General features: G+C 61.2%; 14 protein-coding genes. 1 reads left to right on the forward strand and 13 read right to left on the reverse strand.

Features of this window, described 5'->3' with window-relative positions:
- The first annotated feature begins 46 nt into the window (after nucleotides 1-46).
- On the forward strand, nucleotides 47-691 hold the full coding sequence (locus LW136_RS14330; protein ID WP_041014433.1) for a DUF2959 domain-containing protein: 645 nt from the start codon (nucleotides 47-49) through the stop codon (nucleotides 689-691).
- A 25-nt stretch (nucleotides 692-716) separates the two neighbouring features.
- Here the strand turns inward: LW136_RS14330 and LW136_RS14335 are convergent, their stop codons facing one another.
- The 13 genes from LW136_RS14335 to LW136_RS14395 all read right to left on the reverse strand — a co-directional run bounded on the left by LW136_RS14335 (nucleotide 717) and on the right by LW136_RS14395 (nucleotide 12513).
- Complete coding sequence (locus tag LW136_RS14335) at nucleotides 717-1376, reverse strand: thiopurine S-methyltransferase (protein WP_125876380.1); 660 nt, start codon at nucleotides 1374-1376, stop codon at nucleotides 717-719.
- A gap of 61 nt (nucleotides 1377-1437) precedes the next feature.
- Complete coding sequence (locus LW136_RS14340) at nucleotides 1438-2826, reverse strand: sigma-54-dependent transcriptional regulator (RefSeq protein ID WP_125876382.1); 1389 nt, start codon at nucleotides 2824-2826, stop codon at nucleotides 1438-1440.
- A gap of 5 nt (nucleotides 2827-2831) precedes the next feature.
- Nucleotides 2832-4019 (reverse strand): sensor histidine kinase, encoded by a 1188-nt coding sequence (locus LW136_RS14345; protein ID WP_234173155.1) that lies wholly within the window; start codon nucleotides 4017-4019, stop codon nucleotides 2832-2834.
- 167 nt (nucleotides 4020-4186) lie between these two features.
- Nucleotides 4187-5656 (reverse strand): sigma-54 dependent transcriptional regulator, encoded by a 1470-nt coding sequence (locus LW136_RS14350; RefSeq protein ID WP_042926965.1) that lies wholly within the window; start codon nucleotides 5654-5656, stop codon nucleotides 4187-4189.
- A gap of 373 nt (nucleotides 5657-6029) precedes the next feature.
- Nucleotides 6030-6326, reverse strand: coding sequence for a flagellar protein FliT (fliT, locus tag LW136_RS14355; protein WP_234173156.1), 297 nt, complete (start codon nucleotides 6324-6326; stop codon nucleotides 6030-6032).
- Between the two features lie 150 nt (nucleotides 6327-6476).
- The gene (locus LW136_RS14360; protein WP_228208612.1) at nucleotides 6477-6917 is read right to left on the reverse strand and encodes a hypothetical protein; all 441 of its coding nucleotides are present in this window, start codon (nucleotides 6915-6917) and stop codon (nucleotides 6477-6479) included.
- A 17-nt stretch (nucleotides 6918-6934) separates the two neighbouring features.
- On the reverse strand, nucleotides 6935-8155 hold the full coding sequence (gene ccmI / locus LW136_RS14365) for a c-type cytochrome biogenesis protein CcmI (RefSeq protein WP_228208611.1): 1221 nt from the start codon (nucleotides 8153-8155) through the stop codon (nucleotides 6935-6937).
- Nucleotides 8152-8622, reverse strand: coding sequence for a cytochrome c-type biogenesis protein (locus tag LW136_RS14370; protein WP_042926970.1), 471 nt, complete (start codon nucleotides 8620-8622; stop codon nucleotides 8152-8154). Before LW136_RS14370 ends, ccmI begins: the two co-directional genes overlap by 4 nt.
- Complete coding sequence (locus LW136_RS14375; protein WP_014820832.1) at nucleotides 8619-9149, reverse strand: DsbE family thiol:disulfide interchange protein; 531 nt, start codon at nucleotides 9147-9149, stop codon at nucleotides 8619-8621. Before LW136_RS14375 ends, LW136_RS14370 begins: the two co-directional genes overlap by 4 nt.
- A 1-nt stretch (nucleotide 9150) precedes the next feature.
- Entirely contained in the window at nucleotides 9151-11124 is a 1974-nt protein-coding gene (locus LW136_RS14380) for a heme lyase CcmF/NrfE family subunit (RefSeq protein ID WP_023446668.1), read from the reverse strand.
- A complete protein-coding gene (ccmE, locus tag LW136_RS14385; RefSeq protein WP_041014444.1) occupies nucleotides 11121-11588 on the reverse strand; it encodes a cytochrome c maturation protein CcmE in 468 nt (155 codons plus the stop codon). Before ccmE ends, LW136_RS14380 begins: the two co-directional genes overlap by 4 nt.
- Entirely contained in the window at nucleotides 11585-11761 is a 177-nt protein-coding gene (gene ccmD, locus LW136_RS14390) for a heme exporter protein CcmD (protein WP_014820835.1), read from the reverse strand. Before ccmD ends, ccmE begins: the two co-directional genes overlap by 4 nt.
- Entirely contained in the window at nucleotides 11758-12513 is a 756-nt protein-coding gene (locus LW136_RS14395) for a heme ABC transporter permease (protein WP_090521208.1), read from the reverse strand. The genes ccmD and LW136_RS14395 overlap by 4 nt, the downstream gene beginning before the upstream one ends.
- Nucleotides 12514-12556: the final 43 nt, after the last annotated feature.

The following is a 12556-nucleotide window of genomic DNA, read 5'->3' on the forward strand; positions in this document are numbered from 1 at the left end:
CTTTTCTTTTGTCTATGCAGACTCAACCCGCATACAAGGAATCGCCATGCGTCGTTTCATATTCGCCTGCTTCGCGCTGCTCGCGCTCGGCGGCTGTCAGAGTGCCTACTATTCAGCGATGGAGAAGGCCGGTATCCATAAGCGCGATATCCTGGTCGATCGTGTGGAGGAGTCGCGTGACGCGCAGCAGGAAGCCAAACAGCAGTTCAAGGATGCTTTGGAGCGCTATCGCAGCGTCGTCGAGGTCAAGGGCGGCGATCTGGAGAAGCGTTACGACGCACTCAACGAAGAGTACGAAGCCAGCGTAGCGAGTGCGCGTGACGTCCGCGCCCGCATCGAAGCGGTCGAAGACGTGGCCGACGCGCTGTTCAGGGAATGGGAAAGCGAACTCAAGCAATACAGCAACGCCAGCCTGAAAGCCGCCAGCGCCAAAGAACTCAACCGCACCCGCGCCGAATACCGAACGCTGATCCAGCGGATGAAAGCGGCGGAGAAACGCATCGACCCGGTGCTCAGCGTTCTGCGCGATCAGGTGCTGTTTCTCAAGCACAACCTCAATGCTCGCGCGATAAGCGCCTTGCACGGGGAATACCGCACGCTGCAGGGCAACGTCGACCAACTGATGGCTGACATGCAGCGCGCCATCGACGAGGCCGACACGTTCATCCGCCGCTTACAGGCCGACGGCTGATCGCTGCAGCATTACAAGCGGCGGGTCAGACCCGCCGTTGCAGCCAATGGAAGTGCTCCTCGAGCCGCGTCAGACCGCGCTCGCGCATCCGCGGATTACGCTCCAGCACTTCCTTGGCTTCCAGCAGTTCCACGCTCCACTCAGCGGCGTACAGGTCGCGCACCTCGCTCGTACCCACCGCGAAGGGCGGGCCTTCCATCTCTGCCTGGTCATAATCCAGCGTAACCAGAAGCTGCTGACAGCCGGCCGGGAGGATGCTCGACATCAGTGCCGCGTACCGCTGACGCATCGCGTGCGGCAATGCGATCAAGGCGGCGCGATCATAGACCGCCTGGCACCCGAGGACATCGGCCGCACTGAGCGCGAAAAAGTCGCCGCAACGGATCTCCAGGGTATCGGAGCGATAGACCTTGAACGGCCCACACTGGGAAATTTCAGCTTCGAGCTGCTGCTCGGAAAAAAATGCTTCTACAGCCTTCTCACTCAGCTCCACCCCCACGACATTGAACCCTTGCCCGGCCAGCCAGGCCAGATCCAGACTCTTGCCGCACAACGGCACCAGCACCGTCGCACCATCAGGCAACGCCAGTCGCGGCCAGTGGCGACGCATGCAGGGATGAACATCGTCAAGGTGGAAACCAATCTCGTTGCGAGCCCAGCGCTCCTGCCAGAAGTCTTTGTGCACCTGGAAATCTCCATCATGAGGATGGCGGCAGCTTATCAGAGCGAGGTTGAAGGGAGCGCGCTCAGCCCGCGTAGAGCGATGCCTCGACATCCATCCCGGCGTCGCGCATCTGCGCCAGCTTGTAACGCAGGGTGCGCGCACTGATGCCCAGGCGATCAGCCGTCTCCTTGCGCCGTCCACGTTCGGCACGCAGGGTATCGATGATCAACTGGAACTCGCGGCGGCGCAGATCATCCCCCAGTCCCGAGCAGGCCCCCGCCTCCCCTGCAGCGCCCTCGCACGGTTGTGCCGCGCTGCTGGCGACAGGCAAGCTGGTGACACCGCCCACACCAGCCAGGCACAGATCCTGCGGCTGGATCATGCCGCTCTGCTGAAGAATCAACGCTCGCTGTATCGCGTTGTCCAGTTCGCGTACGTTGCCCGGCCACGCGTGCGCCACCAGGCAGCGCTGCGCCTCGGCCGAAAGCCGCGCAGGCGCCTGGCGCATCTTACTGGCGTGGCTGGCCAACAGGCGTTCGGCCAGCGGCAGAATATCGGCCGGGCGCTGCCTCAGCGGCGACCACGCCAGTGGGAAAACCGAAAGACGGTAATAGAGGTCCTCACGGAAGCGACCCGCCGCTACCTCGCCAGCGAGATCACGGTTGGTGGTGGCGAGCACACGAATATCCAGAGCGATAGGCTTCCGCCCACCGACCCGCTCGACCTCTCGCTCCTGCAGCACACGTAGCAGTTTCGCCTGCAACCCCAACGGCATCTCGGATATCTCGTCGAGCAGTAAAGTACCGCCGTCGGCCTGCTCGAACTTGCCAGGCTGACTGGCAATTGCGCCGGTGAAAGCGCCCTTCTCATGCCCGAACAGGGTTGCCTCGAGCATGTTGTCCGGAATGGCAGCGCAATTGATGGCGATAAATGGCTTGCCGTGCCTCGGTGACTGCTGGTGGATATAGCGCGCCAGCACCTCCTTGCCAGTGCCTGACTCACCGGAGATCAGTACAGTGGAGTCACTTTGCGCCACCCGCCGGGCAAGAGCCAGCAGCTGCTGGCTGGACGGCTCGAGCGCCACCGGCCCCTCTGCCTCGGTAGCAGCGATGCCGTTCACATGACGTCCCAAGAGCTCAAGCAATGTGCCTGGCTCGAACGGCTTGACCAGATAATCGACAGCGCCCTGGCGCATCGCATCCACCGCCCTCGTTACCGCGCCAAAGGCGGTCATCAGCAGCACGGGCACCTGCGGATAGCGTTGCCGAACCAGCGAGAGCAGTTCGTGGCCGTCCATGCCGGGCATGTTCACGTCACTGATCACCAGACCGAATGACTCTTCCTGCAGCGCACACAAGGCCGCTTCGGCGCAATCGACGGCACGGTACTCGTAGCCCCCAAGCTGCAGCGTGATGCCCAGGGCTTCGCGCAGGGCGTGATCGTCTTCGACGAGAAGTATCGTGGCGGCCATAAAGGTCACTCCGGTTTGTGAGTGGCGGGAATCAGCGGCAGGCTCATCAGCGCACAGGTTCCGCGGCCTGGCCGCGAGCGCAACTGCAGGTCACCTTGATGGGCTCGGGCAACGGCCTTGGCCACTGCCAGACCCAGGCCGGTTCCCGTGGTTCGGGTGGTGAAAAACGGCTCGCCCAACCGGCCCAGTGTTTCGGCGTCGATGCCTTTACCGCAGTCGCTTATGCACACCCGCACCGTTTCGTCACGGCGATACAGGTGGACCTTCAGACGCGGCGCCCCGACGCTGGCCTGTAACGCATTTTCGATGAGATTGAGCAATGCTCCGACCAACGTATCGCGATTGCACAACACCTCCACCCCCTGCACATCACACTGCCAGCGCACGCTGGCGCCCTGCAGACGTGACTCGCCGGCCGAACGCAGCGCCAACAACAGCGCAGCCGGACTCAGTCGGTCGTTCAGCGGCAGATCACCGCGGGCGAAGATCAGCATGTCACGGACCTGATGCTCCAGTTCGTGCAGACGAGCCTTGAGGCTACCGGCGAAGCGCTGCTGTTGCTGTTCGCTCAGGCCACCCTGTTCGAGGTGACTGGCATATAGCAACGCGGTGGACAGCGGAGTGCGAATCTGGTGGGCAAGCGAAGCCACCATGCGCCCTAGCGACGACAGCCGTTCATGACGAGCTAGCTGATCCTGGAGTCGGCGGGTCTCGGTAAGGTCGGTGAGCAGCACCAGCTGACCAGGCTCCCCGGCAAGCGAGCGCGTAGCGATCGATAGGCGGCGACCATTGCGTAGCGATATCTCGTGCCCGTCGTCCCGCCGCGGCGCAAAACAGCGGCCAATCACCTCGCGCCAGGGGTGCCCCACGAGTGGCTCGCCCAACAGCTCAAGACCAACCGGGTTCGCATCGCGCACCACACCCTGCCCATCGATCACGATGACGCCACCTGGCAGCAGGTCGAGAACGCTCTGCAATCGCTGCGCGAGACGCTCTTTCTCCTCCAGCTCCTGTCGTCGGAGCTCGCCGGCCTCGGCAAGTTGCCCCTTGAGCTCGGCGACGCGTACCTGCAACAGCTCCTCGGATTCACCAAGCTGCCCGGATACCTGACGAAAGAGCTCCAGCGATCGAGTCAGCGCCAGCACGTCTGGGGCATCGAATGAACTTTCGGATGGCTTGGTGACGGAATTCACGGGTCGCTTGCGCCTGTCAAAAGAAAGTCGGTTGACGGGGACCAGCAATCTTCGTGCCCGGCACTCAGCACGTCCCGGCGGCCGCCATCGGCACGACCATGCCAAACGAAAAAAGCCACCTGATCCAGGTGGCTTTTTTGAACGTCTTTTTAGAACCGCCTAGCGTGCTAGTCGCCCATATCGTCGTCGCGACGATTCATGCCGTACTTGCGCATTTTCTCGACCAGCGTGGTTCGACGAATCCTCAACCGCTCGGCTGCCCGAGCCACCACGCCACCAGCATCTTCGAGAGCCTGATGAATAAGTCCCTGCTCAAGATTGCCGAGGTATTCCTTGAGATCCAGACCCTCGATCGGCAGCATCGCCTGAGCTTCGGGTACTACCATTGGCGCACTGATTGCCGCGCGCTCTTCCATCTCATCATGCAGACTGGTCGCGTACTGCTCGTCATCGTCGTCGACGTGGCGAAACTTCTTCGGCAGCTCCATTACCCCGATAACGCCATAGGGATGCATGATCGCCATGCGCTCTACCAGGTTGGCCAGCTCGCGGACATTACCCGGCCAGTCGTGCCGGCATAGCGACATGATTGCAGCCGAGTTGAAACGTATAGAGCCGCGCTTTTCATGCTCCATGCGCGAGATCAGCTCGTTCATCAGCAACGGAATATCCTCGACGCGCTCCCGTAGCGGCGCCATCTCGATGGGGAAGACATTCAGACGATAGTAGAGGTCCTCGCGGAAGGTCCCCTCCTCGATCATTTTCTCCAGGTCCTTATGCGTCGCCGCGATGATGCGCACATCGGCATTCTGCGTACGGTTGCTGCCAACACGCTCGAAGGTGCGCTCCTGCAGAACCCGCAGCAGCTTGACCTGCATCGGCAACGGCATGTCGCCTATCTCATCGAGAAACAGCGTGCCGCCCTCGGCAAGCTCGAAACGACCCGCGCGAGCAGTAATCGCGCCGGTAAAGGCGCCCTTCTCGTGACCGAACAGTTCGCTTTCCAGCAACTCCGCCGGAATCGCTCCGCAATTGACAGGTACAAAAGGCCCCTGACGCCGCTTCGAGTGATAGTGCAGATTTCGCGCGACCACTTCCTTGCCGGTGCCGGATTCACCAAGAATCAGCACGCTGGCTTCGGTGTCGGCGACCTGTTCCATCATCTGCCGGACGTGCTGCACCGCTCGGCTGGTGCCGACCAGGCTGCGGAAAAGATTGGGCTCGCGCTGGCGACCACGGGACTTTGCCTGGTCGTACATCTCGCGATAGACCTGCGCACGGTGCAGGGAGTCGAGCAGCTTGTTATAGCTGGGTGGCATTTCCAGGCTGGTCAGCACTCGGCGTCGCAGATCGTCCGGCCAGTCCGCCGGAGCGGGCTCACCGATCAGCATCAGCGGGACATTCTCATCCCATTTGCCCATCTGCTTGATCAGTTCGACAGCGCCGCCCTTGGAGGACACGTCGCCCAGCATGACACCGTTGACAACACGGCTGGACTCGAGGCCGGCGACCGCCTCCTGCCATTCACTGCTTGAACAAGCCAGATGATCCTCGCTGAGAAAGTTCAGGATGACGGCCAGGTCGCGCCGGCGGTCGTGATCATCGTCTATCAACAAAATCTTGGTTTCACGCCACATCTTGTTTATAGGGCTCTAAAGAAGCTGAAAGAAAGCCTGCGCTCGCATCCATGGAAGAACGGCGATCACACTGATGGCAGATGGAACGTAGATTAATGAAAAAATGAACTGAGTCAAATTTATGGCGTGAATTAGCGACCAAAGAACGAGCCAAAAATCAGTACCTTGAGAGACACCTCAAGATCGATTTGAAGACTTCGGTGCACGATGACCGCGAAGATAGGTATTTACCAGGCAATAAGCGCCAATTAGCCGCTCGCCAACAAAAGGGTAGCGGCATAATGCCACATACTTTGTAATGATAAATATTGAGGAAGAATTCAGCCCCAGTGATCCTGGGAAGAATTTGAAGCTGTCGGGCCTGAGGCCACGCTTAGGCGAATAGCTGGTAGACCTTGGCACCCTGTTGAGACTGATTCAGCTGACGCAGCTCGCTTGCGACCCGTGCCTGTTCAATCTGGCAGGTCATTACCAGCTCACCATACAGATCAAGAAGCTCCTGCAACCGCTGACGAACCACGCCGCTGTCGCGCTCATGTGCCTGCATCGCCTCGTCGACGGCATTACGGCACTCGCGATCCAGCATACTGATTGCGGCCCAGTCCTGCTGCGTCAGCGCATCGCGTAGAGCGGAACCAGTTTCTTCGAGGCGCTTGACGGAAGCATTCATTATCGACTCCGGGGCATGAGCCCGATGGACGGCATAGGCCGAGCCAGCTGGGAACGTTGCAGTGCAACGGTGCTGAACCTTTATCGGCAATAGGCAAGCCGCCTTTAGGCTGAAGCGCAAAAAGTTAGCGCCTGCTGCCGAGGAGTAACATCAATAGCGGTCACGAAGACCCGGCGGAACACTGGGCGGCGCGACCGGCTCCCACGGGCCATCGGGGCGCCCAGCACAGTACCAGTCGCCATCCCACCGGTAATACAGGCGCTCCCGGTAAAAGAGATCACGCCCCTCCACGACATAGACACCAAGACGATTGTCCCAGTGCGCAGCCACGTGCGGTGGCGGCGCATAACGCGGATGGCTCTTCTGGGTAGTTGGAGCCCTGGGTGCCGGTGGCGCCTTGATAGGAGGGGGTGAGATAACCGGCCCACTGGGCTCGGGCGCACGCGGCACCGGACTTGGAGCAGGCCCCTGAGGCGCGGAACCGTAGGGATTACCTGCGCAAGCGCCGAGCGCCAATGTCAATCCGAGCAGTACGCCCCGCGGGCCGAACCGCGCAAGCCTAAGCGGGTGTGCTGACGAATTCGTGTGCATCTCTACCTCATGGGGGTTCAGGGAGCCTCGGCGCGGTCGATCACCAGATCAATGGCGTTATCGCTGGCAGTATCAAGCGCTTCGCTTTGACCCATCCACTCACCTTTTGTTGCGTCGCCGGAACGGGAGACCCGCGCCATTATCGTGACCTGCTCGACGCTGGAGATCTTCATCGAAGGCACCATCGCATCGGCATCGCCAAGCGTGACGGTTGCAGGCAGATCGGCAATCGTCAGGCGTTTTGCTGCCAGCGGAACGGGTGGCCCCGCTACTGCGCGAGCGAATACGAAAACCGTATCCTGCGGCGAAACCGATTCCGCCACCTTCGGGTCCAGCGCAACCTGAATCTGCAGCGTGGCCCCTGCGTTATCAGCCTTCTCGCTTACCGCTGATGTCTGTTCGGTGGTGGAGCTGCCCCCCTCGATCTGCTGCCGCGCCCGCTCGATGCCGCCACGGATCGCTTCGCGCGAAGGATCTTCTTCGGGAAGCGCCGCAACCAGTTGCTCCCAGAAGCGCACTGCATCCGGATAACGCGCTTCCTCGAATGCCGCGATGCCAAGCAGGCCGAGACTGGTCACTTCCTGCGGATCGCCCTGCAGCGCTTCGTCAGTAAGGGCTTGAAGCTTATCGGACCACTGACGGTCACCAGCGAAATAGAGCGCCTGCGCCAGCTGACCGAGCAGCTCGGGCTGACGGCCCGCAATTTCCACCACGCGCCCGAAAGCCTTGGCTGCGTCGGCTGGACGCTCCTGGTTCATATAAGTACGACCCAGGAAGTACCAGGCTTCGGCAGAATCCGGCTGCTCCTGTACGGCCTGCTCCAGATGAGCGGTCATTTCTTCGACTGTGCGAGGCTGCTCCGAAAACTGTCGAGCCATCTGAACTTTGTCGCTGGCGCCCCAATACATATAAAGCCCGTAGCCCATCAGGGGCACCAGAACCGCCGCAATCAGCGGAACGCTGCGACCAAGCTTGGCGATTCGCGGCTTGTCGCTATTCTCGGTGTCCTCCAACAGCTCGCGTGCAGCATCTGCTCGCCCAGCCTCCAACTGCTCGGCGGTCAAGGTTCCGGCAGAGTGCTGAGAGGTCAACTCGGCAAGGCGCTCTTCATACAAGGCAACGTTCAGCGCCGTACGATCTTCTTCGGCCTGGGCTCGACGGCCACGCAGGATGGGTAACAACAAAAAGGCCAATGCCACCAGCAGCAAGGCGCCGGCGGCTATCCAGAAATCGATCATGAGTCTTTTTTATCCAGAAGCTGGGCGAGACGTTCGCGCTCGGTCTCGGAAAGGGTTGATGCAGGTGCCTTTTCGACCCGGCGACGACGCACCAGAATCACGGTCAGCACGCCGAAGCCGAGGACCAGCAAACCAACCGGCCCATACCAGAGCAGCATGGTTTTCGCGTTTACCGGCGGCTTGTAACGAACGAAATCGCCGTAGCGATCGACGAGATAGTCGACGATCTGGTCATTGCTTTGGCCCTCTTCCAGCATGCGGAAGATTTCCTGGCGCAGGTCCATGGCGATCGGCGCGTTGGAATCGGCGATGTTCTGGTTCTGGCACTTCGGACAGCGCAGCTCTTCGGTTAGGGTGCGGTAGCGCTCACGCTCGGCTTCGTCCCTGAATTCATAGGTATCGATTGCTGCCTGGGCGGTCGTGACCAGGAACAGACCAAGCAGCGCACCGCGGATCAGTCGTTTCATTCGTCCACCAGCTCCTGATAGAGCGCTGCCAGCTGTTCTCGCCAGACCCGATCGTCGATCACGCCGACGAACTTGTGGCGGATGATGCCCTGCTTGTCGATGAGGAAGGTTTCAGGAGCGCCATAGACTCCCAGATCCAGCCCAAGACTGCCGCGTTCGTCGCGGATGTTCAGCTGATAAGGATCGTGGAACTCGTTGAGCCACTTCAACGCCGCGGCGTTGTCGTCCTTGTAGTTGACTCCATGAATCACCACACCCTGAGCTGCAAGACGGTTCAGCACTGGGTGCTCGACCTTGCAGGCGACACACCAGGTCGCCCACACGTTGACCAGCGCCGGCTTGCCCTTGAGGTCCTCGGCGGTGATGACGCGCTGCTCGTCTTCCACCGACGGCAGCGAGAACGCCGGGAGTGGCTTGCCGATCAGCGCCGAAGGCAGCTCGGAAGGATCGAGGAACAGGCCGCGATAAAGGAACACTGCAACCACCAGGAAAATCACCAGCGGCAGCAACATCAGCAATCGTTTCACATCAGGCTCCTTGTGCGGCCATGCCCAGCGCTTCGCGCACGCGGGTCTTCACCTTGACTCGATAACGACGATCACTCGCCGCCAGCACACCGCCGAGCCCCATCATCAGCGCTCCGAGCCAGATCCAGCGAACGAAGGGCTTGATGTGAACACGCACGGCCCACGCCCCATCACCCAGCGGCTCACCCAGCGCGACATAAAGGTCGCGGGTGAAGCCCGCATCGATACCCGCCTCGGTCATCGGCATCTGCTGCACGGTGTACAGGCGCTTTTCCGGGTGCAGCGTGGCGATCTGCTTGTCGCCGTCGAGCACGCGAATGGTCGCCTTGTCCGACGTGAAGTTCGGTCCTTCGTGATGCACCGCGCCTTCGAAGACGAACTCATAGCCGCCAAGCGACAGCGACTCCCCAGGAGCCAGGCGCAGATCGCGCTCCGCACTTTGGTGGCTGGTGAGTACCACGCCAATGGCACAGACCGCCAGCCCGAGGTGCGCCAGATGCATGCCCCAGTAGCTTGGCGCGAGGCTGCGCATGCCCTTGAACAAACCCTTGTGGCGCGTCTTGTCCAGCAGATCACGGACGCCAGCGATCACCACCCAGGCCGCCAGCAAGGACACCGCAAGTACCGCCCAGTTGAAGTCACCGAACAGCAACGAGCCCAGGCCACCAAGCACTACGCTAGTGATCAGCACTGGTGTGAGCATGCCGAGCAACCACTTCAGCGGAGTGTCCTTCCAGCGCACCAGGATTCCGACACCCAACGTCAGCATCAGCGCGCCAATCAGCGGAACGAACATCGCATTGAAGTACGGTGGGCCGACGGAAAGCTTGGCACCGGACAATGCGTCCAGCAGCAGCGGATAGAGCGTGCCGAGGAGAATCATCGCCGTGGCGACGACCAACAGCAGGTTATTGACTAGCAGCAGAGTCTCGCGCGACCACAGGCCGAACCCGACCTGGCTCTTGACCACAGGCGCGCGCATGGCAAACAGCGTCAGCGAGCCGCCTACCACCATCAGCAGAAAGATCAGAATGAACACGCCACGCTCGGGATCGGTAGCAAACGCATGCACCGACGTCAGCACGCCGGAACGGACCAGGAAGGTCCCAAGCAGGCTCAGCGAGAACGCCGCGATTGCCAGCAACACGGTCCAACTCTTGAACACGCCGCGCTTCTCGGTCACTGCCAACGAGTGAATCAGCGCCGTACCGACCAGCCAGGGCATGAAGGAGGCGTTTTCCACCGGATCCCAGAACCACCAGCCGCCCCAGCCGAGCTCGTAATAGGCCCACCAGGAGCCAAGGGCGATGCCCAGGCCGAGGAAGGCCCAGGCGACGAGCGTCCAAGGACGCGACCAGCGCGCCCAGGCCGCGTCAAGGCGCCCCCCCAGCAACGCGGCGATCGCAAAGGCGAACGCCACCGAGAAACCCACGTACCCCATGTAAAGCATGGGCGGGTGGACGATCAAACCGAAATCCTGCAGCAGTGGATTGAGGTCGCGTCCATCCATTGGAACCTGCGGCAGCAGCCGCTCGAAGGGGTTCGAGGTGACGATAAGAAAGAGCAGGAAACCGATGCTGATCAAACCCATGACGCCGAGCACGCGCGCCAGCATGTCTTCCGGTAGCTGGCGGGAGAAGATCGCCACGGCAAAGGTCCAGCCGGCCAGGATGAAGGCCCACAGCAGCAAGGAGCCTTCGTGAGCACCCCAGACTGCGCTGAACTTGTAGTACCAGGGCAAGGCACTGTTGGAGTTGTGGGCGACGTAGGCAACGGAGAAATCGTCGACCATGAAGGCGTAGGTCAGGCAGGCGAAGGAGAAACCGAGAAAGGCGAACTGACCCCAGGCGGCTGGTTGGGCCAGGCCCATCCACTGTCGGTCACCGCGCCAAGCACCGATCAGCGGCAGCGTGGCCTGGACCACTGCCAGGCACAGCGCCAGAATCATCGCCAGATGGCCGAGCTCGGGAATCATTTCGCGTACTCCTGCTTACCGCCCTCGTAGTGCTTCATCATGCCGCTCTTCTCCAGCGCCTGAGTTACTTCGGGCGGCATGTAGTTTTCGTCATGCTTGGCCAGCACTTCGTCGGCAACCAGAACGCCCTCGGAATTGACCCGACCCAGCGCGACGATACCCTGCCCTTCGCGGAACAGGTCCGGGAGAATTCCCTGGTAAGTGATAGTGATCGCCTGGGCGCCATCAGTGACACGGAAGGCGACGCTGAGTGAGTCGTTGGTACGCTTCACCGAACCCTCTTCGACCAGGCCGCCTGCTCGAATCCGGGTGCCCTCAGGAGCCTCCCCCGCTGCGATCTGGGTCGGCGTGTAGAACAGGTTGATGTTCTGCTGCAGAGCGGACAACGCCAGCGCCACGGCGATACCGACACCGGCGAGGATCGCCAGGACGATGAAAAGACGCTTCTTGCGCACCGGATTCACTTCGACTCCTCCCGGCGCAAACGACGCGCCTCATCTTGCAGGTAACGCCGGCGTGCCAAGGCTGGCAGCGCGACGTTGAGAATCAGGACAGCCAGGCTGATGCCATAGGACGTCCAGACGTACACGCCATGATTGCCCATGGCGATGAAATCCGCGAAGGATGAAAAGTTCACGAGTTGTTTCCTACCAGGGCCTTGACCTCATTCTTCACCCAGCTGGCGCGCGATTCGCGACGCAGCACTTCCAGGCGCATGCGCATCAGCAGCACCACGGTGAAGAAGCAGTAGAAGCCGATCACCATCACCAGGAGCGGCAGCCACATTTCCGCTGGCATCGCCGGTTTTTCGGTGACGGTGAACGTTGCCGGCTGGTGCAGCGTGTTCCACCACTCCACCGAATACTTGATGATCGGGATGTTCACCACTCCGACGATGGCCAGCACAGCGCACGCCTTGGCCGCGCTGTCACGATTGCTGATCGCCTGTCCGAGCGCAATGATGCCGAAGTACAGAAACAGCAGGATGAGCATCGAGGTCAGCCGCGCGTCCCATACCCACCAGGCACCCCAGGTTGGCTTGCCCCAGACCGCGCCGGTCAACAGGGCGATGAAGGTCATCCAGGCACCGATGGGGGCAGCCTGCTGCAGAGCCACATCGGCCAGCTTCATCTTCCAGACGAGCCCGACCACCCCCGCCACGGCGAGCATCACGTAGATCGACTGAGCGAGAAACGCAGCCGGCACGTGGATATAGATGATCCGGAAGCTGTTGCCCTGCTGGTAATCCTCAGGCGCGAACGCCAGACCCCAGACCATACCGACGCTGACCAGCAGCACGGCTGCCCAGGCAAGCCAGGGCAGCCAGCGGCCGCTGATCTCGTAGAACCATTTGGGTGAGCCCAGCTTGTGAAACCATGTCCAGTTCATCGGATGACTCGTCGTCCAGCGGGACCTTGCAAATGCAGGCCCC

The sequence above is a fragment of the Stutzerimonas kunmingensis genome, from assembly GCF_021432085.1.
In the GTDB taxonomy this organism is placed as follows: Bacteria; Pseudomonadota; Gammaproteobacteria; order Pseudomonadales; family Pseudomonadaceae; genus Stutzerimonas.